Annotated in this window: 26 protein-coding genes; 11 read left to right on the top strand and 15 right to left on the bottom strand. The window is 69.2% G+C overall.

Features of this window, described 5'->3' with window-relative positions; translation table 11 throughout:
* The first annotated feature begins 6 nt into the window (after window positions 1–6).
* Together J2X21_RS09115 and J2X21_RS09110 are read left to right on the top strand one after the other, a co-directional pair.
* Window positions 7–1,260: a Zn-dependent hydrolase gene (locus J2X21_RS09115; RefSeq protein ID WP_310327568.1), complete on the top strand. Its 1,254-nt coding sequence runs from the start codon at window positions 7–9 to the stop codon at window positions 1,258–1,260.
* A gap of 142 nt (window positions 1,261–1,402) precedes the next feature.
* Window positions 1,403–1,933 (top strand): SMI1/KNR4 family protein, encoded by a 531-nt coding sequence (locus J2X21_RS09110; protein ID WP_310327566.1) that lies wholly within the window; start codon window positions 1,403–1,405, stop codon window positions 1,931–1,933.
* A 156-nt stretch (window positions 1,934–2,089) separates the two neighbouring features.
* Here the strand turns inward: J2X21_RS09110 and ilvD are convergent, their stop codons facing one another.
* On the bottom strand, window positions 2,090–3,952 hold the full coding sequence (gene ilvD, locus J2X21_RS09105; protein WP_310327561.1) for a dihydroxy-acid dehydratase: 1,863 nt from the start codon (window positions 3,950–3,952) through the stop codon (window positions 2,090–2,092).
* Between the two features lie 180 nt (window positions 3,953–4,132).
* On the opposite strand from ilvD, the gene J2X21_RS09100 reads away from it, so the two are divergent.
* On the top strand, window positions 4,133–5,182 hold the full coding sequence (locus tag J2X21_RS09100) for an alpha/beta fold hydrolase (RefSeq protein WP_310327557.1): 1,050 nt from the start codon (window positions 4,133–4,135) through the stop codon (window positions 5,180–5,182).
* Here the strand turns inward: J2X21_RS09100 and J2X21_RS09095 are convergent.
* A complete protein-coding gene (locus J2X21_RS09095) occupies window positions 5,139–5,576 on the bottom strand; it encodes a hypothetical protein (protein WP_310327555.1) in 438 nt (145 codons plus the stop codon). The two genes, J2X21_RS09100 and J2X21_RS09095, sit on opposite strands and share 44 nt — an antisense overlap.
* A gap of 82 nt (window positions 5,577–5,658) precedes the next feature.
* Here J2X21_RS09095 and J2X21_RS09090 point away from each other — a divergent pair, with 82 nt between their 5' ends.
* Window positions 5,659–6,033, top strand: coding sequence for a MerR family transcriptional regulator (locus tag J2X21_RS09090; RefSeq protein ID WP_310327550.1), 375 nt, complete (start codon window positions 5,659–5,661; stop codon window positions 6,031–6,033).
* 1 nt (window position 6,034) lies between these two features.
* Here the strand turns inward: J2X21_RS09090 and J2X21_RS09085 are convergent, their stop codons facing one another.
* The 5 genes from J2X21_RS09085 to J2X21_RS09065 form a co-directional block, all read right to left on the bottom strand.
* Window positions 6,035–6,715, bottom strand: a complete 681-nt coding sequence (locus tag J2X21_RS09085; RefSeq protein WP_310327549.1) for a type IV pili methyl-accepting chemotaxis transducer N-terminal domain-containing protein — start codon at window positions 6,713–6,715, stop codon at window positions 6,035–6,037.
* Between the two features lie 99 nt (window positions 6,716–6,814).
* Window positions 6,815–7,960: a methionine aminotransferase gene (locus J2X21_RS09080; protein ID WP_310327547.1), complete on the bottom strand. Its 1,146-nt coding sequence runs from the start codon at window positions 7,958–7,960 to the stop codon at window positions 6,815–6,817.
* Window positions 7,961–8,006: 46 nt separating this feature from the next.
* A complete protein-coding gene (locus tag J2X21_RS09075; protein WP_310327544.1) occupies window positions 8,007–8,138 on the bottom strand; it encodes a hypothetical protein in 132 nt (43 codons plus the stop codon).
* Entirely contained in the window at window positions 8,135–8,551 is a 417-nt protein-coding gene (locus J2X21_RS09070; RefSeq protein WP_310327542.1) for a VOC family protein, read from the bottom strand. The genes J2X21_RS09075 and J2X21_RS09070 overlap by 4 nt, the downstream gene beginning before the upstream one ends.
* Entirely contained in the window at window positions 8,548–9,330 is a 783-nt protein-coding gene (locus J2X21_RS09065) for an MliC family protein (protein WP_310327538.1), read from the bottom strand. The genes J2X21_RS09070 and J2X21_RS09065 overlap by 4 nt, the downstream gene beginning before the upstream one ends.
* Before the next feature lie 210 nt (window positions 9,331–9,540).
* Between J2X21_RS09065 and J2X21_RS09060 the strand changes: the two genes are divergently transcribed.
* From J2X21_RS09060 to J2X21_RS09050, 3 genes are read left to right on the top strand one after another with little or no spacing between them, the layout of a single operon-like run.
* Window positions 9,541–10,131, top strand: coding sequence for an RNA polymerase sigma factor (locus J2X21_RS09060; protein WP_310327536.1), 591 nt, complete (start codon window positions 9,541–9,543; stop codon window positions 10,129–10,131).
* A complete protein-coding gene (locus J2X21_RS09055) occupies window positions 10,128–10,628 on the top strand; it encodes a chlorophyll a-b binding domain-containing protein (protein WP_310327535.1) in 501 nt (166 codons plus the stop codon). The genes J2X21_RS09060 and J2X21_RS09055 overlap by 4 nt, the downstream gene beginning before the upstream one ends.
* Window positions 10,629–10,642: 14 nt before the next feature.
* On the top strand, window positions 10,643–11,782 hold the full coding sequence (locus J2X21_RS09050) for a hypothetical protein (protein WP_310327533.1): 1,140 nt from the start codon (window positions 10,643–10,645) through the stop codon (window positions 11,780–11,782).
* A gap of 1 nt (window position 11,783) precedes the next feature.
* Here the strand turns inward: J2X21_RS09050 and J2X21_RS09045 are convergent, their stop codons facing one another.
* The 4 genes from J2X21_RS09045 to J2X21_RS09030 are packed head-to-tail and all read right to left on the bottom strand — an operon-like array spanning window position 11,784 to window position 15,302.
* Window positions 11,784–13,466 (bottom strand): flotillin family protein, encoded by a 1,683-nt coding sequence (locus J2X21_RS09045; protein ID WP_310327530.1) that lies wholly within the window; start codon window positions 13,464–13,466, stop codon window positions 11,784–11,786.
* Between the two features lie 16 nt (window positions 13,467–13,482).
* On the bottom strand, window positions 13,483–14,109 hold the full coding sequence (locus J2X21_RS09040) for a YqiJ family protein (RefSeq protein ID WP_310327528.1): 627 nt from the start codon (window positions 14,107–14,109) through the stop codon (window positions 13,483–13,485).
* A 31-nt stretch (window positions 14,110–14,140) separates the two neighbouring features.
* Window positions 14,141–14,806, bottom strand: a complete 666-nt coding sequence (locus J2X21_RS09035; RefSeq protein WP_310327526.1) for a PspA/IM30 family protein — start codon at window positions 14,804–14,806, stop codon at window positions 14,141–14,143.
* A 1-nt stretch (window position 14,807) separates the two neighbouring features.
* Window positions 14,808–15,302, bottom strand: coding sequence for a hypothetical protein (locus J2X21_RS09030; RefSeq protein ID WP_310327523.1), 495 nt, complete (start codon window positions 15,300–15,302; stop codon window positions 14,808–14,810).
* A gap of 516 nt (window positions 15,303–15,818) precedes the next feature.
* On the opposite strand from J2X21_RS09030, the gene J2X21_RS09025 reads away from it, so the two are divergent.
* Window positions 15,819–16,286 carry a hypothetical protein gene (locus J2X21_RS09025; protein WP_310327521.1) on the top strand — a complete coding sequence of 156 codons (468 nt, stop codon included), beginning with the start codon at window positions 15,819–15,821 and terminating at the stop codon, window positions 16,284–16,286.
* Between the two features lie 53 nt (window positions 16,287–16,339).
* On the opposite strand, the gene J2X21_RS09020 is transcribed toward J2X21_RS09025, so the two are convergent.
* Genes J2X21_RS09020 through J2X21_RS09010 form a run of 3 tightly spaced genes read right to left on the bottom strand, consistent with a single transcriptional unit; the run spans window position 16,340 to window position 19,355 of the window.
* Window positions 16,340–17,392: a homocysteine S-methyltransferase family protein gene (locus tag J2X21_RS09020; protein WP_310327519.1), complete on the bottom strand. Its 1,053-nt coding sequence runs from the start codon at window positions 17,390–17,392 to the stop codon at window positions 16,340–16,342.
* Window positions 17,389–18,462 carry a tartrate dehydrogenase gene (locus tag J2X21_RS09015; protein ID WP_310327516.1) on the bottom strand — a complete coding sequence of 358 codons (1,074 nt, stop codon included), beginning with the start codon at window positions 18,460–18,462 and terminating at the stop codon, window positions 17,389–17,391. Before J2X21_RS09015 ends, J2X21_RS09020 begins: the two co-directional genes overlap by 4 nt.
* Window positions 18,462–19,355: an alpha/beta fold hydrolase gene (locus J2X21_RS09010; RefSeq protein WP_310327513.1), complete on the bottom strand. Its 894-nt coding sequence runs from the start codon at window positions 19,353–19,355 to the stop codon at window positions 18,462–18,464. Before J2X21_RS09010 ends, J2X21_RS09015 begins: the two co-directional genes overlap by 1 nt.
* Window positions 19,356–19,469: 114 nt before the next feature.
* Here J2X21_RS09010 and J2X21_RS09005 point away from each other — a divergent pair, with 114 nt between their 5' ends.
* The 3 genes from J2X21_RS09005 to J2X21_RS08995 all read left to right on the top strand — a co-directional run bounded on the left by J2X21_RS09005 (window position 19,470) and on the right by J2X21_RS08995 (window position 22,651).
* On the top strand, window positions 19,470–21,050 hold the full coding sequence (locus tag J2X21_RS09005; protein WP_310327509.1) for an ABC transporter substrate-binding protein: 1,581 nt from the start codon (window positions 19,470–19,472) through the stop codon (window positions 21,048–21,050).
* A gap of 99 nt (window positions 21,051–21,149) precedes the next feature.
* Entirely contained in the window at window positions 21,150–22,049 is a 900-nt protein-coding gene (locus tag J2X21_RS09000; RefSeq protein ID WP_310327507.1) for a LysR family transcriptional regulator, read from the top strand.
* A complete protein-coding gene (locus tag J2X21_RS08995) occupies window positions 22,046–22,651 on the top strand; it encodes a M15 family metallopeptidase (RefSeq protein WP_310327504.1) in 606 nt (201 codons plus the stop codon). Before J2X21_RS09000 ends, J2X21_RS08995 begins: the two co-directional genes overlap by 4 nt.
* 13 nt (window positions 22,652–22,664) lie before the next feature.
* On the opposite strand, the gene J2X21_RS08990 is transcribed toward J2X21_RS08995, so the two are convergent.
* Window positions 22,665–26,378, bottom strand: coding sequence for an ATP-binding protein (locus J2X21_RS08990; protein WP_310327502.1), 3,714 nt, complete (start codon window positions 26,376–26,378; stop codon window positions 22,665–22,667).
* Window positions 26,379–26,446: the final 68 nt, after the last annotated feature.

Genomic DNA, 26,446 nt, shown 5'->3' with positions numbered 1-26,446 from the left:
CACTTCATGGACATGCCCACCACCAAACCCGACATCACGAAGCTGCGCGTCAACGGCCAACGCCTGTGGGACTCGCTGATGGAACTGGCGCAGATCGGTGCCACCGAGAAAGGCGGCGTCTGCCGCCTGACGCTGACCGACCTCGACAAGCAGGGCCGCGACCTCGTCACGCGCTGGGCACGCGAGGCCGGCATGACGGTCACCATCGACAAGATCGGCAACGTCTTCATGCGCCGCGCGGGTCGGAGCAACATGCCGCCCATCATGACCGGCAGCCACATCGACACCCAGCCCACCGGCGGCAAGTTCGATGGCAACTACGGCGTGCTGGCCGGCATCGAGGTCGTGCGCACGTTGAACGACCACGGCATCGAGACCGAGGCGCCGATCGAGGTTGCCTTCTGGACGAATGAGGAAGGCTCGCGCTTCGTGCCCGTCATGATGGGCTCGGGCGTGTTCGCCAAGGCCTTCACGCTGGAGCACGCCTACGCGGCCACCGACACCGAAGGCAAGACGGTGAAGGGAGAACTGGAGCGCATCGGCTACATCGGCGATCAGGAGCCCGGCGACCACCCCATCGGCGCCTACTTCGAGACCCACATCGAACAGGGCCCGGTGCTGGAGGACCACGACAAGACCATCGGCGTCGTCACCGGCGTGCTGGGCATCCGCTGGTACGACTGCGTCGTCACCGGCATGGAGGCCCACGCCGGCCCCACGCCGATGGCGCTGCGCAAGGACGCGCTGCAGGTGGCCACCAAGCTGATGCAGGAAGTGGTCGCCTGCGCCCACCGTCACCCGCCGCACGGCCGCGGCACGGTGGGCATGGTGCAGGTGCACCCCAACAGCCGCAACGTCATCCCGGGCAGCGTGAAGTTCAGCATCGACCTGCGCAACGCGACGGACGCGCTGTGCGAGGCGATGGATGCGGACATCCGCGCGGTCGCTGCGAAGCTGTCGCAAGAGAGCGGCCTGCCCATCGAGATCACGCCCGTCAGCGCCTACACGGCCCAACCCTTCCACGCCGACTGCATCGCCGCCGTGCAGAAGGCCGCCGACACGCTGGGCTACAGCAACATGCGCGCGGTCTCGGGCGCCGGCCACGACGCCGTCTACATGGCCCGCCTGGCCCCGGCCGGCATGATCTTCATCCCCTGCAAGGACGGCATCAGCCACAACGAGATCGAGGACGCCAAGCCGGAGCACATCGAGGCGGGGTGCAACGTGTTGTTGCAGGCGATGTTGGAGCGGGCGGGCTGAGCATCTGCGCTGCTTGGTGTGTCAAGCTGCTAGCCCCCGAGTAGTCACTGACACGGGCAGGTGGGGCTAGTTTGTTAGCTTTAGCGGAAATATGCAGTCACGCCCGCCGCTGTACGAATTCCCCCTGCCGACGCTGTAGAGAATGCCGCCGTTTGAAAGCTTCGACTTTTCCTCGTTCTGGAAAACGTCCGACTACGCGACTCGCGAGTACGTTGACGTCACTCCTAACGCTGAAACTCTTGCTGAGGTAGAGAAGCGCCTTGGCTACAAGTTGCCCGCAGCTTACGTAGCACTGGCCGGCAACCAGAACGGGGGGATGCCGATCAAGACAGCACATAGAACCGATGCGCCCACGTCCTGGGCTCAGGACCATGTGGCCATCACCGGTATCTATTCCATTGGCTGGGAGAAGGCGAACTCTCTCTGCGGCAGTTTCGGAAGCCAGTTTTGGATAGAAGAGTGGGGGTACCCGGACATCGGGATTTACTTCGCAGACTGCCCCTCTGCCGGGCATGACATGCTCTGCCTTGACTACCGCTCTTGTGGACCGGCGGGTGATCCCTCAGTTGTGCATGTAGACCAAGAGTTCGATTTCAAGATCACGGCCGTTGCACCGAGCTTTGAGGCGTTCATTGGCTCGCTTGAGGATGGCGCCAACTTCGACATCGACTGATGTAAAGCGCGCATTTCTCAGCCAAGCATCGGTTTCAATGCTCATCGTCGCGCACGCCTAGGTTTGCGGAGGGACTTCCAGAGCGCACCAAGTGCTTGAGGAGAACGCAACTACTCCGGGCATTAAAAAAGCGACCCACGGGCCGCTTCAGCTAGTTCAGCCTTCCAGCTGCCCCAGATCCCGCACCGCCCCCTTGTCCGCCGACGTCGCCAGCAGCGCATACGCCTTCAGCGCCGCCGACACCTTGCGCGGACGCGCCTCGACCGGCTTCCAGCCCTTCGCATCCTGCTCCGCACGACGTGCGGCCAGTTCCTCGTCGCTCAACAGCACATCGATGGTCCGGTTCGGAATATCGATGCGGATGCGGTCGCCGTTGCGCACCAGGCCGATCGCGCCGCCCGCTGCCGCTTCCGGCGAGCAGTGGCCGATGGACAGGCCCGACGTGCCGCCGGAGAAGCGGCCGTCGGTCAGCAGCGCGCAGGCTTTGCCCAGGCCCTTGCTCTTGATGTAGCTGGTCGGGTAGAGCATTTCCTGCATGCCGGGGCCGCCCTTCGGGCCTTCGTAGCGCACCACCACCACGTCGCCGGCCTTGACCTTGTCGTCCAGGATGTTGGCGACCGCCTCGTCCTGGCTCTCGACGACATGCGCCGGGCCTTCGAAGACCAGCAGGCTGTCGTCCACGCCGGCGGTCTTCACGACGCAGCCGTCCAGCGCGATGTTGCCGCGCAGCACGGCCAGGCCGCCTTCCTTGCTGAAGGCGTGGTCATACGAGCGGATGCAACCCTCGGCGCGGTCGGTGTCCAGGCTGGGCCAGCGGCTGTTCTGGCTGAAGGCGACCTGCGTCGGGATGCCGGCAGGGCCGGCCATGTAGAAGGTCTTCACGGCCTCGCTGGGCGAGCGGGCGATGTCCCATTCGTCCAGCGCGTCCTTCATCGTCTTGGCGTGCACGGTGGGCGCGTCCGTGTGCAGCTTGCCGGCGCGGTCCAGCTCGCCCAGGATGGCCATGATGCCGCCGGCGCGGTGCACGTCTTCGATGTGGTACTTGTTGGTGTTGGGCGCCACCTTGCACAGCTGCGGCACGTCGCGCGACAGGCGGTCGATGTCCGTCATGTCGAAGGCTATCTCGGCCTCCTGCGCCGCGGCCAGGATGTGCAGGATGGTGTTGGTGGAGCCGCCCATCGCGATGTCCAGCGTCATCGCGTTCTCGAACGCCTTCTTGCCGATGGCGCGCGGCAGCACCGTGGCGTCGTCCTGCTCGTAGAAGCGCTTGCACAGCTCGACGGCCGTGCGGCCGGCGCGCTTGAACAGCTGCTCGCGGTCAGCATGCGTGGCCACCACCGTGCCATTGCCCGGCAGCGAGAGGCCCAGCGCCTCGGTCAGGCAGTTCATGGAGTTGGCCGTGAACATGCCCGAGCAGCTGCCGCAGGTGGGGCAGGCCGAGCGCTCGACTTCGGCGAGGTCGGCGTCGCTGACCTTGGCGTCGGCGGCCATGACCATCGCGTCGATCAGGTCCAGCTTCTTGATCTCGATCTTGCTGGTGCCGGGCACGGCCAGGCGCACCTTGCCGGCTTCCATCGGGCCGCCGGAGACGAACACGACGGGGATGTTGAGCCGCATGGCGGCCATCAGCATGCCGGGGGTGATCTTGTCGCAGTTGGAGATGCACACCAGCGCATCGGCGCAGTGGGCGTTGACCATGTATTCGACCGAGTCGGCAATGATGTCGCGGCTGGGCAGCGAATACAGCATGCCGTCGTGGCCCATCGCGATGCCGTCGTCCACGGCGATGGTGTTGAACTCCTTGGCCACGCCGCCCACCGATTCGATCTCGCGCGCCACCAGCTGGCCCAGGTCCTTCAGGTGCACGTGGCCGGGCACGAACTGCGTGAAGCTGTTGGCGATGGCGATGATGGGCTTGGAGAAGTCATCGTCCTTCATGCCGGTGGCGCGCCACAGCGAGCGGGCGCCGGCCATGTTGCGGCCGGCGGTGGAAGTCTTGGAGCGGTAGGGGGTGGGCATGGCGGAACCTGGCGGTAGCTCGCGAAAGCGGGAAAGACCGCGATTTTCCGGCACCGGCCGGCCAATGTCTCGCCCAGGCGCTATTCCGCGGCCGTGCCGAAAGCTCGGTTGCGGCTTGCCGAATGGTCGCGGGCCTGCGGCGGGGCTCTCATCTGCTCGCTACAGCCCCTGGAGACCCCGTTGATCCGACGCCTGTTGACCGCCGCTTTGCTGCTCGCTCCGCTGCTGAGCCCCGCCGTGCAACCACCGGCGCCCGAGTGCACCGTGCGGGAACAGGGTTTCGTCGAGATCAATGGCATCCCGCAGTGGCTGACCATCACCGGCCAGGACTGCCGCAACCCCGTGCTGCTGTTCGTTCATGGCGGCCCGGGCAATCCCAACACGCCCTTCGCCGACTCGCTGTTCGGCGCCTGGGCCAAGAATTTCACCCTCGCGCAGTGGGACCAGCGCGGCGCCGGCCGCACCTATGGCAAGAACCTGCCGGTGCGGGAGCTGGAACCGGACGAGTTCACCCGCACACCGCTGACGCTGGACCTGCTGGCCGCCGACGGCATCGCCGTGGCCGAGCACCTGCAGCGCCGCCTGGGGCTGCGCAAAGTCATCCTGCTGGGCAGCTCGTGGGGCTCGGCGCTGGCGGTGGAGATGGCGCACCGGCGACCCGGGCTCTTCCACGCCTACGTGGGCGTGTCTCAGCTCGTCGGCCCGGCCGACCTCATCGCCAGCCATGCCCTCGCGCTGCAGCGCGCCCGCGAGTTGGGTGACCAGCCCGCCCTCGCCACGCTGCAGGCGCTGGGCAGCCCGCCCTGGACCGACCCACGCAGCTTCGGCAAGCTGCGCCGCATCCTGCGCGGCTACGAGGCCCAACGCACCGAGCCCGGCCCGAGCTGGAAGCCCGCCGCCGACTACGCCGCCCCGCAGGATGCCGCCGCGTACGAAGCCGGTGAGGCGTTCTCCTTCCTGAAGTTCGTCGGCTTCAACGGCGACGGCATGCTGTGGCGGTTGAACCTGCTGGATGAGCGCACGCAGTTCCAGCTGCCCGTCTTCCTCGTGCAAGGCGAGGAAGACCTGCTGACGCCGCCGGACACTACACGCGCCTGGTTCGACCGCCTCACCGCGCCGCGCAAGCAGCTCGTCACCGTGCCGCGCGCCGGCCACGACCCCAACGGACCGCTGCTGGACGCGCAGTTCAAGCTGCTGACGGACGAAGTGCTGCCGTTGCTGGCGCGCTGAGCTTCACCGGCCAGGCCTGGGCGACCGCCCAGCTGATCTCCGGCAGCAGGAACAGCAACATCACCGGTGCACCGGTCTGCAGCCAGGTCCAGAACATCCAGGTGCTGAACAGCAGCCGCGTGACCGCATCGTGCCGGCCCAGCGCCGCAGTGGGCGTGCGCAGCCGCAGCCAGGACCAGACCATCACCACGCTGGCCATCAGCAACGCAAACAGCTGGTGCATCGGCTCGAAGGCCGGCAGCGGCTGCCCGCCGAGCGCCTGGTTGACGACGCTGAGCTGGCCGAAGGCGATGGCGAAGGTCCAGGGGGTGGCGAAGGGCGCCGTGACGACGACGTCGTACGCGGCGCTGGCCCAGACGATGCGACGGAACTGGGCGGGGCTGAACGAGGGCATGGCGCACTGGGCAAGTTGCGAAGGCCCGCATGCTCAGGGCTGGACTACGCTCCAGGGTCAAGCCCCCCATCCGAGTCTTTCCATGCAGATCGGCACCCTGTCCGAGCGCACCGGCCTGAGCCGCGACAGCCTGCGCTTCTATGAAAAACGCGGCCTGCTGCAGGCGCGCCGCAGCGCCAACGGCTACCGCGACTACCCCGAGGAAGCCGTGCAGTGGCTGGGCTATGTGCGCACCGCCCAGCAACTGGGCTTCACGCTGGCCGAGATCGCAGCCGACCTGCCGCTGCTGGCGCAGGGGCAGGACGCCGGCCCGGCGCTGCGCGATGCGCTGGCGCGCAAGCTGGCCGATGTCGACGCCCGCATCGCCGGCCTGCAAAGCCTGCGCAACGAATTGGCCACAAGGCTGGCAGAGACGCCTGAAACCGGCGCCAGTTGCCCACTGAGGTCGGCGACTTGACTCAAGCCACCGCGCTGCGCACCGCCTCGCGCACCAACCCGTCCAGCTGGCCGGTGATGTGCGTCATCTCACCCGACACGACGGCGAACTCGCGGCCCGACGCGCCTGCGCGCGCCGCCACCACCTGGGCATTGAACGACACGATGCGTGCGTGCTTGGCGATCTGCTCGATGTCGCCCATGACGGCGGTCAGCTGCCGCTTGGCCGACGCGGCCTGCTGGCGGGCCAGGTCTTCGTAGACCTGGGTCAGCCGGTTGAGCGCGGCCAGCAGCGGCGTGGCGGCATCCACCAGTTGCTCCAGCAGTTCCGGCGCGCTGCGCATACCGGCGCCGATGGCGTCCAGCGCGCGGCGGGCCAGGTCGATGAAGGCGTTGATGCGTTCATCGGCGCGCTCCGGGCCGAAGTAGGCTTCTTCCAGCTCACCGCCCAGCATGACCGGCGACAGCTCGCCTTCCATCAACGAACGGTGGGCGTCGCTGAACGTGGCCAGCGCATCGAGCGACGTGTTCAGCGCGCCCTCGCGACCCTGCGCCGCCAGCACCGCGTACAGCACCAGCCGCTGCGACGTGAAACGCCGCCGGCCCGACAGGTTGATCAACTTGCCAAAGGCCTCGCCGCCCGTCTGCTTGGGGGGCATCCCCGCTTTCGGTGCATGGGCCGGTGCACGGGCGTGGTGCAACATGATGTCCTCCGTGAACTGGGTCACGACCGGTCTGCGCCTCGGCGGCAGCTGCCGATCTCTCACCCTAGGGTTAGCACGGGGCGTGCCAGAGCAGACTGCTCAGGCCAGCTTCTCCAGCCGCCTGATCGCCTCCGCCAGCGTCGTGTCGCGCTTGGCGAAGCAGAAACGCACATGGCCGCGCTCCTGCGGCCGCTGGTAGAACACCGACAGCGGGATGGCGGCCACGCCGATCTCGGTGGTCAGCCACTTCGCGAAGTCCAGCTCCGGCAGGTCCGACACGGCACGGTAGTCCACCGTCTGGAAGTAGGTGCCCTCGCAAGGCAGCAGCTTCAGCTGCGTGTGCGACAGCGCCGCGCGGAAGGCGTCCCGCTTGGCCTGGTAGAAGGCGCTCAGACCCTGCCAGGGCGCTGGGTCGGCCAGGTAGGCCGCGATGGCGTGCTGCGTGGGCGTGTGCACCGTGAACACCGTGTACTGGTGCAGCCGCCGGAACGCGGCAGACAGCGCCGGCGGCGCGGCGACGAAGCCGACCTTCCAGCCCGTCACGTGGAAGGTCTTGCCGAAGCTGCTGATGAGGAAGCTGCGCTCGCGCAGCGCGGCAAAGCGCGCCACGCTCTGGTGCGGCGCCTCGTCGAACACCATGTGCTCGTAGACCTCGTCGCTGACGACGAACAGGTCGTGCTGCTCGGCGATGCGTTCCAGTTCGATCAAGTCGTCATGCGTGGCGACGCGGCCGCTGGGGTTGTGCGGTGTGTTGATGACCAGAGCACGCGTTCGCGGCGTGATGGCGGCGCGCACGGCGGGCCAGTCGATGCGGTAGTCCGGCGTCATAGCCACGCCCACCGGCACGGCCCCGGCCAGCCGGATGGCGGGGTCGTAGCTGTCGTAGGCCGGCTCGATGATGATGACCTCGTCGCCCGCGCCCACGCAGGCGTGCAGCGCGGTGATGAGGCCTTGCGTGCCGCCGGCGGTGATGGTGATGTCGCGGTCGGCGTCATAGGCCGAGCCGTACAGATCGTTCAGCTTGGCCGCGACGGCCTGGCGCAGCGCCGGCACGCCGGTCATGGGCGGGTACTGGTTGTGGCCCGCGGCCATCGCGCTCGTCACGGCCTGCAGCAGCGCCGGATCGGCCTCGAAGTCCGGGAAGCCCTGGCCAAGGTTGATCGCGCCATGCTCGGCGGCCAGCGCCGACATGACGGTGAAGATGGTGGTGCCGGTGTGGGGCAGCTTGGTGGGCAGAACGGGCATGGAGCCGGATTCTGCGCGAGCGCGGCGGCGCTTATGCGGGCGGCGCCTAAGCTGATGCGTGCGCCAACGACTGCCGCACCGCCAGCGCGATCGGCAGCCCGAACGCCAGCGCGAACACCAGCTCGCCCGTGCCGGCCAGCAGCCCGCCCCACAGCACGGCGCGCGTCAGCGGCTTCATCGCGTGGTCTCCGGAGGCCCCTTCAGTTCAACGACATTGCCCTCGGGGTCGGACAGATAGATGGACGGCCCCTCGCCCTCCGCGCCGTAGCGCGGCACCGTGTCGCCCGCCTGCACGCCATGCGCGGCCAGGTGGGCGCGCATGGCAGCCTCGTCAAACGGCTGCACGCGCAGGCAGAAGTGATCCAGGTTGCGCCCCCCCTCCCGGCCCGGCGGCGCGCCGCCCATGCGGCCCAATTGGCCGTCCACGGGCACCAGGTCGATCAGCGCCGCGCCGGCGCGCAGTTGCACCAGGCCGATGGCATCCTGGCGGCGCTCGACCGAACAGCCCAGCACATCGACATAGAAGCGTGTCATCGCAGGCAGGTCGATGACGCGCAGCACGAGGTGGTCGAGGCCTTGCAACTTGATCATGGCTGTTTCACGCAACGGGTCTCGGGCGCCTGCCAGCCCCAGGTGATGCGGGCCTCGCCCTGGTGCTCCCAGAAGCTTTCGTTGGGGCCGGCATAGCGGGCACCGCTGGCGGCGGGCTGCAGCTTCATCAAGGAGCGCTGGCCGGCGCGCTGCGCGACCAGGCTGGGCGGGTCGGTGACGGTATAGAAGTGCGTCGTCAGCGCACTGCCATCGTCGCAGCGCCAGCGCACGCTGGCCTGCACGGGCACGAGACGGTAGCCGGTCTGCAGCTCCAGCAGCCGCTGGCGATAGTTGTCGGCGATGCAGGCGGCACGCGCGTCGTCGCCGGGGCCGGCCTTCCAGCAGTCGTTGCGGCCGCGCAGCCAGCCCTGCTGCTCGGCGTCCAGCCGCGCGCGTTCCTTGCGGGCCGCGTGGCGGCGCGCGGCGGCCAGGGCCTGGGCCATGCGCAGGTCCAGCGTGGCCAGGGCCGCGCGGCGGCAGCTCAGGCCTTCGATGCTGTCGGGGCCGATGCGCAGCCGGCACACCGGCGCCCGCCGCGCGGCATCCAGCGCCTGCTGCACCCGCGCGCACCAGGCCGCGCCCCCGCGCGGCGGCGCTTCTGTCAGCATCAGCTGCCGCTCCACGCCCGCCTGCCATTCGGCCGAGCCCAGGTCGGGCCCGTGCGTGCCGCCCAGGCGCAGTTGCACGTCCAGCTGCCAGCCCGCGTCGCAGGCCGGCGCCGCGGCATGCGCTGCTGAGGCAAGCAGTGCCAGCACGCCCAAGCATCGCTTTGTCGTCATGCAGGCGATTCGATCACGGCGAGGCGCCCCCGTGTCGAAAGTGACGACGGGTTTGTCCCGAGTAACGAAACGAGGCCGCCACGCTCAATAGCGGCATGCAAGTCCAGCAGGCCTTCACCCCATGCAGCCCGACATGAGCGCCGCGCCGGGCCGTCCCAAGCAAGCTCGCTCCCGCCCGGCGGGACAGCGCGCAGCGCGAAGGGTGCACCAGTGAGCTGGCTGACCCGCCTCGGCTTTGTCGCGCCTGGCGCCGCAGCCCGCAGCGACGAGGGCGCGCTGCTGGCCCGCGTCGTCGCCGGTGACGCCGATGCGCTGGCGCTGATCTACCGGCGCGAGAGCGGCTCGGTCTACCGCTACGCGCTGGCGCTGGCCGGCGACGAAGCGGCCGCGCTGGACGCCGTGCAGGAGGCGTTCGCGAAGCTGCTGCACGGGGCGCAGGACTACCAGCCCGGCCGCGGCTCGCTGGGCGCCTACCTCGCCGGCATGGCCCGGCACCAACTGCTCAACCAATGGCGCGACGCGCGCCGCCACGTGCCGCTGGACGACGCCGACGACGGCGAGAGTGGCGAATCCGGCAGCGACCTGCGCCTCGACACCGCCCAGCAGCAGGCCCAGCTCTGGACCGCGATCCGCCGCCTCAGCTGGCCGCAGCGCGAGGCCATCGTGCTGGTGGACCTGCAGGAACGCAGCTACGAGGACGCCGCCGCCATTGCCGGCGTCAGCGCCGACGTGCTGCGCACCCGCCTGCACCGCGCCCGCCAGCGCCTGGCCGACCTGCTGGCCGTGGGAGAACGACCATGACTCATCACGACGACACCACGCCCGACTGGCTGCTGCCCGCGCGCGCGGAGTTCAACCGCCAGCAGCCCGACGCCCAGCAGGACGCCCGGCTGCTGGCCCGCCTGACGCATCTGCAGCAGGCCCGCCGCGCGCACCAGGCCACCGCCGACGCGCACGAGCCGCGCTGGCTGCGCCGGCTGGCCTGGGGCAGCGGTGCGTTGGGCGCCACCGCCGCCGTGCTGATGAGCGCGCTGCTGTTGCTGGACCCGCCCGGCAGCGCGCCGTCCGCGTCGCTGGCCGGCAGCGGATTCATCCCGCTGGTGCCGGAGGGCGAGTTCCGCGCCGCGCTGACGGCCGACCGCGGCATGGCCGTGTGGCTGCAGCCGGCCGAACTGCCGCGCGAGCGACTGGCACTGCTGGGCCTGCCTTTCGACGCCGCGCGCGCCGCCGACATGGTGCGCGCGGAGCTGCTGCTGAACCCCGACGGACAGTTGCTGGCTGTCCGAATTCTGGAATGACGACGGAGAACGACATGAGCAAGACCACCTTCACCACACTGGCGCTGTGCACGCTGGCCCTGCCCGCGGCGGCGCTGGACGCCGACCGACTGACGCGCGACATCGAACGCAGCGTCACGCTGGCGCTGGCCCAGGTGCCCACGCGCATCGAGCTGGGCGACCAGGCGCTGGCCTTTGCCGGCCGCGAGATGGAGACCGGCCGCCCCGTCAAGGGCGCGCCGTACTGCGCCACCGCCGTGCACGAGAACGTGCAGACGCTGGCCGACGGCAACCGCATCGTGCGCCAGCAGCAAAGCCAGCTGTGCCGCGACGGCGAGGGCCGCACGCGCCACGAGGTGCAGCGTGAGGGCGGCCCCAGCATCGTCTACCTGAGCGACCCGGTCGCGAGGGCGAGCTGGATCCTCTACCCCGACCAGAAGCGCATGCTGAAGCTGCGCGGCAACGTGTCGTACAGCGCCTCGCCGGACCCGGCGGCCCACGCCGCCTGGCAGGCGTCCATGCGCGAATGGGGCGAGCGCATGAAGGAGCAGGCCGCGCGCTGGAAGGAATGGGGCGCCCGCGTGGCGGAGGATGCGCGCGCCGTCGACGCCGAGCGCGTGCGGGCGCGCACGCTGCGCGGCGAGCCCGGCGTCGTCATCGAGCGCGACGTGGTGGTGCCGGCCACGCCGGGCGCCAGCGCGCCGCTGGTGCGCCGCGAGCTGCGCGTGCTGCGTGCCGGCGACATGCCGGCCATGCCCGCGCCACCCGCGCCCCCTGCCCCGATGGCGCTGCCGGTGCCGCCCATGCCGCCGCTGCTGCTGCCGGGGCCGCTGACGCTGGCCCTGCCGCGCGAAGGCGGCGCGACCACCGCGCTGCCGGCCAAGGAGATCGAAGGCGTGAAGGTCAACGGCGAGCGCACGACCTGGACCATCGAAGCCGGCAAGATCGGCAACGAGAAGCCCATCGTCATCAGCCGCGAGGTGTGGCGTTCGCCCGAGCTGATGCTGACCGTCTCCAGCCGCGATGCCGACCCGCGCAGCGGCGAGCGCAACTACCGGCTGGAGAAGATCAAGCGCGGCGAGCCCGACCCGGCGCTGATGAAGCCCCCGGCGGACTACAGCGAAGGCGCGCGCCGCAGCGCCGCGCCCAAGGCCAGCGCCGAGGCGCGCTCCTGACTCATTGAGCCGGCGTCGTCGGCGCGGGCTTCAGCAGCCCCGCCAGGTTCTGCGCGATGCCGGTGATGCCCTGGTTGGAAAGGCCGGCGTCCTGCATGACAGCGTCGACGATGGGCTTGGCGATCTGGTACTGCAGGGCCGAGTTCATCACCTGCTCGGGGAAGGTGCCGGCAGCCGCACCGCCCTCGCCTGCCGCGCCGCCCTGGCCCGGCAGGCCGTTGACCGACACGATGCGGATGGAGTCGATCTGCTCCATGGGCTTGACGGCCTGCGCCAGGATCTCGGGCAGTTGCTGCAACAGCTGCGTGCGCACCTGCAGGTCGATCTGCGCGGCCGACAAGGTGTTCAGCGCCTCGTTGATGGCACGCCGGCCCTCGGCCTCGGCCATCGCCGCGGCCTGCTTGGCCTTGGCCTCGATGGTCAGCGCCTCGGCGCGGTCGATGGCCGCCTCCTTCTCGGCGGAGGCCGAGACCTTCACCGCGATGGCGTTCTGCTCGGCATCCTTGCTGGCTTCGATGAGCTGGATGGCCTTGTCGCGCTCGGCCACGGCCACCTGGCGCGCGGTGTTGACGGTTTCCTCGGCCTTCACGGCCTCGGCGCGCGCCAGGTTGGCGGCGGCGTCGGCCTCGGACTGCTCGCGCGATTTGGTGGCAATGGCGATCTGCGTGTCCTGGCGCGCGATCTCGACCTGCTTGCGCTGCTCGGCGCGCTTCAGCTCGGCCTGGCGCTCCTGCTCGATCTCGCGCGTCTGGATGACGAGGTTCTTCTCGATCTCGGCGGCCTTGATCTCGCGCTCGGCCTCGATGCGGCGCTGGCCCACCTGGCGCTCGGCCTCGATCTTCACGGTCTCGGCTTCACGGCCGCGCTCGGCCTGCTGGGCCGCGATCAGCGCGATCTGCTCGGCGCGGGCGGTCTCGATCTCGCGCTTCTGCGACAGCGACGCGAACTCCTGGTCCTTCTCGATGGTCAGCTTCAGGCGCGAGGCTTCCAGGTTCTTGGTGCGCACCTGCACCTCGGTGTCCTGCTCGACGTCATTGCGCTGCTTGCGGCGCGCCTCGGTCTGCTCGGTCAGGCGCGTCAGACCCTCGGCGTCGAACGCGTTGTTGGGGTTGAAGAACTGCTTGTCAGTCTGGTCAAGACTCGTCAGCGACACCGACTCCAGCTCCAGGCCGTTCTTCTCCAGGTCCTCGGCCACGGCGTTCTGCACCGCCTGCACGAAGTCGCGGCGCTTGTCCTGCAGCTCCTGAATGGTCATGGTCGCGGCGGTGGCGCGCAGGCTGTCGACGAACTTGTCTTCCACCAGCGCCTTCAGCTCATTGGGGCTCATCGTGCGGGCGCCCAGCGTCTGCGCGGCGGTGCTGACTGCCTCTTCCGTCTGCTTCACGCGCACGAAGAACGCCGCCGTCACGTCCACGCGCATGCGGTCCTTGGTGATGAGGCTCTCGCGCTCGCGGCGCAGCACTTCCAGCTTCAGCGTGTTCATGTTGACGAGCACGCGCTCGTGGAACACCGGCAGCACGATGGCGCCGCCGTCCATGATGACCTTCTGCCCGCCCAGGCCGGTGCGCACGAAGGCCAGCTCCTTGGTGCTGCGCTTGTACAGCCGCGCAAAGATGAAGCCTATGGTCAGCAGGCCCAGCAGGCCGATGCTGGCCATGATGGTGATGTCGATGATGTTGTCCATGCTTTCGTTCTCTCCCTCAGATCAGTTGCGGATGGGGGTTGGCGATGCAGCGGTAGAACGGCCCCAGCTTGCGCACGACGAGTATCTGCGCGCCTTCCTCGAACACTTCGTCGTCCAGGTCGGGTTCCACCATCAGGTAGTGGACGCGGCCATGCGCATCGCGCACGCGCGCCTGCGCCGCCAGGCCTCGACGCGCGCTGCCACCGCTGATGACGCCGCCCCGCCCCACCAGCGACTGCTCGCTGACGGCGCTGGTCTCGTCGCGCGGAATGATGTGGGCCACCAGCGAGCCCAGCCCGCGCACGGTGGCCAGCCCCGGGGGCACGGCCAGCAGCCCGGCCAGCCAGGCCGGCAGGAAGCCACCGGCCAGGTTGAGCGCGACCTTCTGCAGCGCGTAGCCGAACAGCGCATAGCCCAGCAGGAACAGCAGCAGCAGCACCAGTGCCGGCACGCGGCCCAGATGCAGCCAGCCCAGCACGCGGTCCAGGCCGGAGTCGGGCACGTCGTGGGGCAGCAGGTCGTCGATGAAGTTGCTGGGGCTGAGCGCCACCAGCATGCCCAGGCCTTCCAGCAGCGCGATGGCGACGATCAACGCCACGGCGACGCCGAAGGGCAGCGTCTCGGGCGCGGTGAACAGGTTCATCCAGTCCTCCCAGTGAGCACGGGGCGCATTCTCAGAGTTCTCCGGCCTTCAGCCGCGCCATGCGTTCGGCGATCTTGTGATCGCGCACCAGCTCGTCCAGTTCGCGCAGCTGCGCCTCCTGCTTCAGGTCGCCGGGTTGCGTGCCGTTCAGGCCGGTCTGGCGCTGGTGGATCCTGTCGAACGCATCCACCACCTGGGCCAGGCGCTGGTCGACGGCGGACTGCCCCACCGGCTGCGCCGCCGACGAGGCCGCCGCGCGGCTGTTGCGGAACGCCGCCAGCGCCTCCTGCATCTCGCGCTGCTTGGCCAGCAGCGCCGCGGTGAAGCCCTGCAGCTCCTGCTCCTGGCGGGCCAGGTCGGCCAGCGTGGTCTCCAGCACCGGGATCTGCGCCTCGATGTCCAGCTGCCGCGCGACGGCGGCACGGGCGAGGTCCTCGCGTCCGCTGCCGAGCGCCTGCGCGATCTGGTCGCTCAACGCCTCGTGGCTGCGGTTCAGCCGGGCGTGCTGTTGTTGCGCCAGGTGGCGGTTGGCGCTGACCGTGCCCAGCTCATGGCGCACCTCGTCCACGACCGCGCTGGCCTCGCGGATGGCCTGCTCCATCGCGGCCTGCGGATTCAGGTCCTCGATCTTGTCCAGCAGCGCATGCATGCCGCCGGCGATGACGCGCCCGACGCGGGCCTTCAGGGAATCGCTCATGTCACGCTCCTTTCAAGGTCGAGGCCAGCTCGACGGTGGCGGTCAGGTGGCGCTTTACCACCTCGGGATCAAATGCATGGGCGGAGGCCGTCGTGGCCTGCCGCAGCAGCGACTCGCCCAGCAGCGCGGCGCGGCGCACCAGCGCGTCTTCCAGTTTCGCGGCGTCGTCGGCGGTGGCCGGCGCGTGGCTGATGACCAGCGCCATCAGCGTGGTCACCTGCTCCACCAGCGACCCCAGCACTTCGGAATGCCGCCCTTCGGTGCCCTCGATGCGCACCAGCGCCTCGCGCAGCCGGTGCGTCAGCTCGCGCGCCCAGCCGTGGGCTGCCACATAGTCGAACGCGCCGTCATGCTGGCGCTTCAGCTGCGAAAGCAGCACCCGCAGCTTGTCGCTGTTGGTCGTGGCGCCCTCCACCTGCAGCTGCGCCAGCCACAGGTAGAGGTCGCTGGGGATGCGAGCCGACAGCGGCTCCATCGTGATGGTCTGCGTCGCCATGCGACACCGCCTTCCAATGAATTCCAACGAAAACGAATGTATTCGTTTGAATTCATTTGTCAACACGATGGACGCCGAATGTCGAACTGCTCAGCTCGCGCGCGGCCGCTCGACGCCCCTGTACGTTCGCTGACCGTTTGCGGGCGACCCGCTCTGCCCCTGAGGGGTGTGCAAATCAAGGGTTAGCGCCAATGCCTGCGACCCGCCACGGCGCCCTTTCCTTCCGCATGGAACGCCATACTCGCGCAATACCCGCATACATCCAGAGGGTGCGGCTCGAATTGCAAAGATCAAGACACCACGCCGCCAAGATCAAACTGCTTCACTGCTATGACCAACCCACTCAAACTCCTTCCGCTCCTTGTTGCCCTTACCGGGTGCGCCACCGGCGTTTCTCAGCAAAGAGAGCGTATTGAGTCAGTCCCAGCAGATCAGCGTGCATACCTTCTTGGGACATATGTGGTCAGTTGCCAGCCTCGCGGTGACGATTGCGCTCAGCGACTTGAGGTCATGGGCATGAACTACAAGTCAGTCACCGAACCCTTTGAGGGGGCTATCAAATCAAGGCCAGACACAAAGTACGACTTTGTCGATAGAGATCGCCACGAGAAGGGATATCACTTCTGCATTCCATTCGTGCCGGGAGACTACGAGTTCTTCAACCTCATTCTTCACACGTACTTCGGGGGTGGCACAGACTTCGGGCCGAGGAAGCATGAAGCCTTTTCTCTGCCTTTCTCATTGAAGCCCGGCGAGGCGGTACACATCGGACGACTCAAAGCGTGGCTCGACACTCGGAGCGGCCTCGCCCCCATGCCTCAATTCAACTCCATCGCACTCCTGACATCTGAGGCTCCACCCGCGCTACGCGAGGCCGCGCGCGCGAAGTGCGAACCAGCGGTGCAATCCAAACCAGTTCGTTATGCACCGCTTCAGGCGAGCGTCGCCAATAGTCCGCGCGTCCGTCACGAATCGGTGCAGTGACGGGGCGCTTGCACACCGCAGGAGCAGCGTGGGCGCGACTTACTTGGCCGACCTCAAGCCGCGCTCAGCATCTCACTGAAGAACTTGTCCCCATGCACACGCGGCTTGTAGGCCGACACGGCCTTGGCGATGGCCGCGATGTGGTCGGGCGTCGTGCCGCAACAGCCACCGGCGATGTTCAGGAAGCCGGCATGCGCGAACTCGCCCACCAGGCGGGCGGTCACGTCGGGCGTCTCGTCGAAGCCGGTGTCGCTCATCGGGTTGGGCAGGCCGGCGTTGGGGTAGCAGCTGACCGCCACATCGCCCGCAACCTTGGCCAGCTCCTCGATGTAGGGCCGCATCAGCGTGGCACCCAACGCGCAGTTCAGGCCGATGGCGATGGGCCGCGCGTGGCGCACCGAGTGCCAGAAGGCGGTCACGGTCTGGCCCGACAGGATGCGGCCGGACGCGTCGGTCACTGTGCCGGAGATGATGACAGGCAGGCGTTCGCCGGTGTCTTCCATCAGCTGGTCCACCGCGAAGATCGCGGCCTTGGCGTTCAGCGTGTCGAAGATGGTTTCGATGAGGAAGACGTCCGAGCCGCCCTCCAGCAGGCCCTTGGCCTGCTCGTAGTAGGCGTCGCGCAGCGTGTCGAAGTCGATGTTGCGCGCGCCGGGGTCGTTCACGTCCGGGCTGATGGACGCGGTGCGCGGCGTGGGGCCCAGCGCGCCGGCAACGAAGCGCGGCTTGTCGGGCGTCGAATACTTGTCGCAGGCGGCGCGCGCGATCTGCGCGGCGACGACGTTCATCTCGTAGGCCAGTTCGCGCAGGTCGTAGTCTTCCTGCGCGACGGACGTGGCGCCGAAGGTGTTGGTCTCGATGAGGTCGGCGCCAGCGGCCAGGTATTGCTCATGGATCTCGCGGATCACGTCGGGCCGCGTGAACAGCAGCAGCTCGTTGTTGCCCTTGAGGTCCTTGTGATGGTCCTTGAAGCGCTCGCCGCGGTAGTCGGTCTCGCCCAGCTTGTAGCGCTGGATCATCGTGCCCATCGCACCGTCGAGCACGGCGATGCGGTTCTGGAGGATGGCCGGCAAGGCCTGGGCGCGGGTGTAGGCGATGGACTTCATGCCGTCATTTTCGCAGCCTTGGCAATGGCCTCACCCAGCTGGGCGCATGAGGCCCTGCCGCCCAGGTCCGGTGTCTTGGGCGCGGCGGGGTCGGCCAGCACCTGCTCAATGGCGGCCATGACGGCATCGTGAGCGGCGCGGTGCCCCTGGAAGTCCAGCATCATGGCCCCCGCCCAGATCTGGCCTATGGGGTTGGCGATGCCTTTCCCGGCAATATCCGGCGCCGAGCCGTGCACCGGCTCGAACAGGCTGGGCCATTCGCGCGTGGGGTTCAGGTTGGCCGATGGCGCCACGGCGATGGTGCCGGTGCAGGCCGGGCCCAGGTCGGACAGGATGTCTCCGAACAGGTTGCTGGCGACGACCACGTCGAAGTGCTGCGGCCGCTGCACGAAGTGGGCACACAGGATGTCGATGTGGAACTTGTCCACCGCCACGCCCGGGTACTGCGCGGCCATCACCTCGACGCGTTCGTCCCAGTAGGGCATGGTGATGGCGATGCCGTTGCTCTTGGTGGCCGAGGTCAACTTGGCGCGCGGGCGGGACGCGGCCAGCTCGAACGCGAAGCGCAGCACGCGGTCCACGCCGACGCGGCTCATGACCGTCTCCTGCAGCACGATCTCGCGCTCGGTGCCGGCGTACATGCGGCCGCCCACGCTGGAGTACTCACCCTCGGTGTTCTCGCGCACGATCCACATGTCGATGTCACCGGGCGCCCGGCCGGCCAGCGGCGAGCGCACGCCGGGCAGCAGCCGCGCGGGGCGCAGGTTCACGTACTGGTCGAACTCGCGGCGGAACTTCAGCAGCGAGCCCCACAGCGACACATGGTCGGGCACGATGGCCGGCCAGCCCACGGCGCCGAAGAAGATGGCGTCGTGGCTGCCGATCTGCTCCTTCCAGTCGGGCGGCATCATGTCGCCGTGCTGCTCGTAGTAGCGGCAGTCGGCGAAGTGGAACTCGTCGAAGTGCAGCGGCAGCCCGAAGCGCTCGGCCACGGCGCGCAGCACGCGCAGGCCCTCGGGCATGACCTCCTGGCCGATGCCGTCGCCGGCGATGACGGCAATCTTCTGCATCACAGATCCCCAAAGAACTCGGCTGCCTCGGCCAGCACCACCTCCGGCACCTCCTCGGCGATGTAGTGCCCGCTGTCCACGGCCCGGCCCGTCACGTTCTCGGCCGCCGCCTGCCACAGCTTCAGCGGCTCGAAGCAGCTGCCGACCACACCCTTGGCGCCCCACAGCACGCGCAGCGGCTGTTTGACGCGGCGGCCCGCGTCGCGGTCGGCGCGGTCGTGCGCCAGGTCGATGCCGGCACTGGCGCGGTAGTCCGCGCAGACGGCCGCGGCGGTGCCCGGCTTCACGACGCAGCGCTCGTACTCGGCCCAGGCCTCGGGCGCGAAGAAGTCGCCGCGCCGGCCCATGCCGTCGCGCAGGTAGGCAATGGGATCGGCCGTGATGAGGCGCTCGGGCAGCGGTGCCGGCTGGATCAGGAAGAACCAATGCCAGTAGGCGCGCGCGAAGGCCTCGGTGGTGTTCTCGTACATGGCCAGCGTGGGCGCGATGTCCAGCAGCATGGCCCGCGCGACGGCCTGCGGGTGGTCCAGCGCCAGCCGGTGCGCGACGCGGGCGCCGCGGTCGTGGGCCAGCACGGCGAAACGGTCATGGCCCAGCGACTTCATCAGCGCCACGGCGTCCAGCGCCATCTCGCGCTTGGCGTAGGCCGCGCTGGCCTCGCCGGCAGGCGGGCGGTCGCTGTCGCCGTAGCCGCGCAAGTCCATCAGCACGACACGGCGGCCCTGCGCCAGCGCGGGCGCCACGCGGTGCCACATGGCCATGGTCTGCGGATGTCCGTGCAGCAGCAGCAGCGGCAGCCTGCCTGAGTCAATGGGGCCGCCCTGGCGGGCATGCAGCGTGACACCGTCGCGCTGGACGGTGAGCGTTTGGAAACCGGTCCACATGCGGGCCATTGTGAACCTCCATTGGGTATAAGCTTTTGTTATGCCCCATGGTCTTGGCCGCGCTTGCGGCCGGCCGGGGCGCTCCGAACAATCTGCCGTCGCCCGAACACCCTGCCCGCCGTCATGAAGCTCGCCGTTCCGCTGCTCGCCCTGTCCGCCGCCCTGCTGCCCGCCGCCGTCCAGGCCCAGGGCAAGCCGCTGATCTACTGTGCCGATGCCAGCCCCGAGGGCTTCGACCCCGGCATGTGGGACAGCGCCAGCACCAATACGGTCAGCTCGCAGATGTTTGACGGCCTGCTGGGCTTCAAGCGGCCCACCACCGAGCTGACGCCCAAGCTGGCCACCAGCTGGGAGATCTCGCCCGACGCCAAGAGCTTCACCTTCAAGCTGCGCCCCGGCGTGAAGTTCCACAGCACGCCGTGGTTCAAGCCCACACGCGACCTGAACGCCGACGACGTGATCTTCACGTTCAGCCGCTTCATCGACCCCAACCACCCGTTCAACAAGGCCTTCACGGCCAACTTCATCTACCCGCAGAACCTGGGCCTGCCCAAACTCATCGCCGGCATCGACAAGGTGGACGACCTGACGGTGCGCTTCCGGCTGAACCAGCCCAACGTGACCTTCGTCGCCAACTTCGCGTTCGCCTGGGCCGGCATCCATTCGGCCGAGTACGGGGCGCAGCTGCTGAAGGCCGGCAAGGCCAGCCAGATCAATGTGCAGCCGGTGGGCACCGGCCCGTTCCTGTTCAAGAGCTATGCCAAGGACGACGTGCTGCGCATGACGGCCAACCCCGACTACTGGGGCGGCAAGCAGCCGACGACCAACCTGGTGTTCAGCATCAGCCGCGAGCCCAATGTGCGCGTGCAGAAGATCGCCGCCGGCGAATGCCATGTGACGGCCGCGCTGCGCGACGTGGACATCGCCGGCCTGGCGGGCAACGCCAACGTCAGCATCGAGAAGATCCAGGCGCTGAACATCTCCTACCTGGCCTTCAACCTGAAGAAGGCGCCCACCGACAAGCGCGAGGTACGCGAGGCGCTGGACATCGCCATCGACCGCGGCGCCATCTTCAAGGCGCTGTTCCCGCGCGGCGACGCGATGCAGGCCGTCAGCGCCTTTCCGCCCGCCATCCCCGGCTACAACAAGAAGCTGAAGAACGAGTTCGACCCCGCCAAGGCCAAGGCCATGCTGGCCAAGGCCGGCTTCCCCAACGGCTTCGAGCTCGACCTGTGGGCCCTGCCGGTGCAGCGCCCCACCAACCCCAACGGCCAGCTGATGGCGCAGCTCATCCAGCAGGACTGGGCCAAGATCGGCGTCAAGGCCAACATCAAGACCTACGAGTGGGGCGAGTACCTGAAGCGCGCCAACAACGGCGAGCACAACGTCTACATGAGCGGCTGGAGCGGCGAGACCGGTGACGCCGACGACTTCCTGACGCCCAACCTCAGCTGCGCGACCAGCCGGGGCGGCATCAAGTTCTGCAACGCCGAGTTCGAGAAGCTCATCGACGAGGCCCGCGCGACGCCCGACCAAGCCAAGCGCAACGCGATGTACGAGAAGGCGCAGGAGATCTTCAAGCGCGAGCGGCCGTGGATCACGATGGCGCACTCCACCGTCTACATCCCCATCCGCAAGGACGTCGTCGGCTTCAAGATGGCGCCGAACGGCAGCGTGGACTTCGAGGGCGTCTACAGAAAGTGACGCTGCGGAAAATGCAACCACAGAGGCACAGAGACACAGAGCAATTCATTTGCTTTTTCTCTGTGCCTCTGTGGCTACGTGGTTGCCTTTGAGTTCATCATGCGTCTACGTCACATCGAAGTCTTCCACGCCATCATGCAGGCCGGCACCATCAGCGGTGCCGCCCAGCTGCTGCACATCTCGCAGCCCGCCGTGACCAAGGTGCTGCAGCACTGCGAGCTGCAGCTGGGCATGGCGCTGTTCGACCGCGTGCGCGGCAAGCTCTACCCCACGCCCGAGGCGCAGCGGCTGTTCGTCGAGATCGACAAGCTGAATCGCGACCTGGTGGGCATACGCCGCCTGGCCGCCAACCTGAAGAGCGGCGAGGCCGAGCAGGTACGGCTGGTGGCCACGCCGGCGCTGGCCACCGCCATCGTGCCCGCCGCGATGACACCCTGGTGCAAGGCCTTCCCGAACGCCAGCTGCTCGCTGGCCACGCACCACACGCGCGAAATCGTGTCGGCGCTGCTGCTGGGCGAGGCCGACCTGGCCCTGTCGCTGCAGGACCCGCGCCATCCCGGCATCAAGGCCGAGGTCATCGCCAGCGGCGCGATGGTGGCGCTGTGCCCGCTGGGCAGCCCGGAGGCACAGAGCGATGGCCCGCTGGGCCTGGCCGACATCCGCACCGAGATCGTCGGCCTGCAGAGCGACGACCCGCTGGCCGGCTTGCTGCACCACGCCGGCGAGGCGCTGGGCCAGCCACTGGCAAGCCGCATCACCGTGCAGACCTACCAGCTCGCCCGCGCGCTGGTGGAGGCCGGCGTGGGCATGACGCTGGTGGACCCGTTCACGGCTGCCAGCGCCGACGTCAGCAGGGTGCGCGTGCGGCCGCTGGCGCCCACGGTCAACGTCAACCTCTACCTGCTCAGCGCCGCCAACGCGCCGCTGGGCCAGGCCTCGCGCCGCCTGGTCAAGTTCATCACCGCGGCCGCATCGGCCCACCTCGCAAGACTCCCGTGATCCCCATCGAAGAGATCGCCAGCCACGCGGACTTCCGGCGGCTGGACTCGCTGCAACACGGCATCGCCGTGGACCTGCGCTACGCCACGGCCGACAACTTCGTGGGCCACTCCGTCTACGAGGGCTTCGACTGCCACTGGCTGCGCCGCGAGGCCGCCGAAGCGCTGGAAGCCGCCGCCGCCTGGCTGGCGCAGCGCCGCCCCGGCTACCGCCTGCTGGTGCTTGACGCGCTGCGGCCGCAACGCGTGCAGCAGCGCCTGTGGGACGAACTGCAGGGCACGCCGCTGACGATGTACCTCGCCAACCCCGAGCGCGGCTCCATCCACAGCTACGGCATGGCCGTGGACCTGACGCTGCTGGACCCGCAAGACCGCGAGGTGGACATGGGCAGCGGCTTCGACGAGATGACGCTGGCCTCCCACCCCGACCACGAGGCCGAACACCTCGCGCTGGGCGCGTTGAAGCCCGAGCATCTGGTCGAGCGTGGCTGGCTGCGCGCGGCCATGCGCGAGGCAGGCTTCCAGGGCATCACCACCGAGTGGTGGCATTTCGACTTCGGCGACCGCATCGCGGTCCGGCGGGATCTGCCGCGGGTGCTTTAGCGAGCCACTGGCGCTAGCCCCGCATCACGCGGGCCAATGCATCAAGGTCCACCGGCTTGACCAGATGGCCGTCGAAGCCCGCCTCGGCCGAGCGCCGCAGGTCGTCGGGCTGGCCATAGCCGGTCAGCGCCACCAGCCGCAGCGTGGCCGCCTGCGGTCGCGCGCGCAGCCGGCGCGCGACCTCGTAGCCGTCCATCACCGGCAGGCCGATGTCCAGCAGCACGAGGTCGGGCACCCATTCGTCGGCCAGGCGCAGCGCGTCGTCGGCGCCGAAGCCGGTGCAGACCTCGTGGCCGTCCAGCCTCAGCATCATCGCCAGCGACTCGGCGGCGTCCTCGTTGTCGTCGATGACCAGCACGCGGCGGCTGTCGCGCGCCGTTGCGGGCGGGGTGTCGGCGACCGGCAGCGGCAGCGTGGACAGCGGCAGGCGAATCTCGAAGGTCGCGCCCGCCCCCACGCCCGCGCTGCTGGCCGCGGCGCGGCCGCCGTGCATCTCCACCAACCGCTTGACGATGGACAGGCCAATGCCCAGCCCGCCCTGCGCGCGGTCCAGCGTGCGCGTGCTCTGCACGAACAGGTCGAACACGCTGGGCAGCATCTCGGGCGGGATGCCCACGCCGCTGTCGGCCACGCGAACGACGGCCCAGTCGCCCTCGCGCAGCAGGCTCAGCTGGATTTCGCCGCCCGCGTCGGTGTACTTGGCCGCGTTGGACAGCAGGTTGACGACGCATTGCTGCAGCCGCGCCGCATCGCCCAGCACATGCAGGCCGGCCTGCGTGGACACGGTCAGCCGGTGGCGGCGCTCCGTCATCGCGGGTGACGCCGCGTCCACCGCGGCCGCGACGACGCCGGCCAGGTCCACCGGCGCGCATTCCAGCTCGATGCGGCCATGCGTGATGCGGGACACATCCAGCAGGTCGTCCACCATGCGCGCCATCTGCTGCACCTGGCGGTCCACGATGTCGACGGCACGGCGCTGCTGGGCGTCCAGCGGCGCCGCGCGCTGCAACAGCTCGGCGGCGCTGCGTATCGGCGCCAGCGGGTTGCGCAGCTCGTGCGCGAGCATGGCCAGGAACTCATCCTTGCGCCGGTCCGTCTCGCGCAGCGCGGCTTCCATGTGCTTGCGCTCGGTCACGTCGAAGGAGATGCCGCTGAGCGCGATGGCCTCGCCGGCCTCGTCCAGCAGCGCCTGCGCGCGCACCTCCAGCCAGCGTGTGTCGCCGTTGTCGGGCCGCACGATGCGCAGCTCCTGCGTGAAGCCGCCGCGCGTGCTCGCCGCGTCATCGATGGCGCGCCGTATGCCGTCCACGTCGTCGGGATGCACCAGCGCAAAACCGCCCTCGAGGTGATTGGCCGACGCGCCCAGCACATCGCCGGCGTTGTCGGACATGGTCAGCCGCCGCGTGCGCAGGTCGATGCTCCAGGTGTACATGCGCGCATTGGCCAGGAACAGCCGCAGCTGCTGCTCGCCGGCGCGGCGCAGCCGGTCCAGCTCGATCAGCGCCGCCACGCGGGCCAGCAGCTCACGCGCGGTGAAGGGCTTGACGAGGTAGTCGTCCGCGCCGGCCCCCAGGCCCTCGATCTGGGCCTCCTCGCCGGCACGCGCCGACAGCAGCACGATGGGCAGCGTGCTGGTGGCCGGGTCGGCACGCAATGCGGCCAGCAGCTCGAAACCGTCCAGCCCCGGCATCATCACGTCGGACAGCAGCAGCGCGGGTCGCTCGCGGCGTATCGCGGCCAGCGCCCGCTCCCCGTCGGCCACATCCTCCACGCGGAAGAAGGGGGACAGCAGGCTGCGCAGGTACTGCCGCATGTCGGCGTTGTCGTCGGCCACGACGATGCGCGCGCCCAGCGTGGCGCGGTAGCGCTCGCCGATGTCGGCCTGCAGGCCGGCCGGGCCGGCGGCGTCGTCGGGCGCGGCGTCGGGCAGCCAGCGCATGGCCTCGCGCACATAGGACGGCGCCAGGCTGGCATGCGGCCGGATGTCCTGGTCGTGCCGCACCTGTTCCGGCGGCAGGTGGGCATGGCCCAGCGGCAGGCGCAGGCTGAAGCGGCTGCCGCGGCCCAGCTGGCTGTCGACGGCGATGTCGCCGTGATGCAGCCGCATCAGCTCCTGCACCAGCGCCAGGCCGATGCCGCTGCCTTCATGCGTGCGGGCCTGCGCACCCTCGATGCGATGGAAGCGCTCGAACAGCCGCGGCACCTCGTGCTCGGCCACGCCGGCGCCGGTGTCCTCGATGTCCACGACCGCCATGCCCTGCTCCTCGCGCACATGCACCGACACGCGGCCCTGCAGCGTGTACTTCAGCGCGTTGGACAGCAGGTTCAGCACGATGCGTTCCCAGTGGTCGCGGTCCACATAGACCGGCTGGGGCAGCGTGGGGCAGCAAACGCGGAAGTCCAGCCCGGCCTGCTCCATCGCGGAGCGGAAGCTGCTGGCCAGTTCACCGGTCAACGCGGCCAGGTCGGTGGGCCGGAAGGTGGATGTGACCCGGCCGGCCTCGATGCGCGAGAACTCCAGTAGCGCGTTCACCAGCTTGGACAGCCGCAGCGCATTGCGCTCCACCAGCGCCAGCCTCTCGCGCTCGGCATGCGGCAGGCCCGGCCGGGCCAGTGCGTCGTGCAGCGGCCCCAGCATCAGCGTCAGCGGCGTGCGGAACTCGTGGCTGATGTTGGAGAAGAAGCGCGTCTTGGCGCGGTCCAGTCGCGCCAGCTCGTCGGCCTTGCGGTGCTGCTGCTCGTAGGCCTCGGCATGGGCCAGCGCCGCCGACAGCTGCTGCGCCACCAGGCCCAGGAAGTCGGTGTAGCGCGCATCCAGCAGGCGGTGCGGGTTGATGGCGGCCACCAGCACGCCCTCCACGCCGGCGTCGGCGGGCGGGCGTATCGGCAGCACCAGCGCGCGGCGCGGTGGCTCGGCCCAGGCGCCGCTGGGCCAGGCGACGCCGTCGGGCAGCGTGACGACCTGCGGCTGCTGCGATGCCAGCACCTCGGCAGCGGGCCACGACGCGGCCCGGGCGGCCTCCAGCCAGGGCCCGGTCTCGCCGGTGGCGCCCGCCAGCGCGAACGTGTTGGCGCCCGGCTTGCGCAGCAGCACCAGCGCGAACGGCAGGTCGCGCGCATGGGTCTCCAGCGCCTCGACACAGCGCCGCACCGCGACATCGACGGTGCGCGCATCGGCGGCACGCGCGGCCAGTTCGCGCAGCAGCGCCAGCTGGCGCTCGCTGATGACGCGCTGTGTCTCGTCGGAGTTGGTGCACAGGATGCCGGCCGGCAGGCCGTCGTCTCCCGGAATGGGGCTGAACGAGAAGGTGTAGTAGGTCTCCTCGCGGTAGCCGTGGCGTTCCATGATGAGTAGCTGGCTCTCGATGAACACGCCGTCGCCGCTCCAGGCGCTGTCCAGCAGCGGCTTCATGTAGTCCCAGATCTCGCGCCAGACGATCTGCGTGGGCTGGCCCAGCGCCTCGGGGTGCTTGCCGCCGATGATGGACTTGTAGGGGTCGTTGTAGAGGTAGGTCAGCGCCGGCCCCCAGCCCACCCAGATCGGCTGGCGCGAGGTCAGCATGATGCGCACCACCGTCTTCAGGCTGCGCGGCCAGCCCGCCGGCGGCCCCAGCGGCGTGGCGGCCCAGTCGAAGGCGCGGATGCGCTCGCCCAATTCGCCGCCGCCGGCGAGGAAGGAGACGTCCAGGTCTCGCGTCGGGTCCAGGGGCGGGTGAGGTGCGTTCATGGGTGCGCGCACGATAACCGCAGCCGCCATGAAAAAGGGCTCCCGAGGGAGCCCCTGTTACCTTGAGC

It is taken from the genome of Roseateles asaccharophilus (assembly GCF_031458115.1).
GTDB classification, from domain to species: Bacteria; Pseudomonadota; Gammaproteobacteria; order Burkholderiales; family Burkholderiaceae_C; genus Pelomonas; species Pelomonas asaccharophilus_A.
This window is presented reverse-complemented; position numbering and strand designations above follow the sequence as displayed.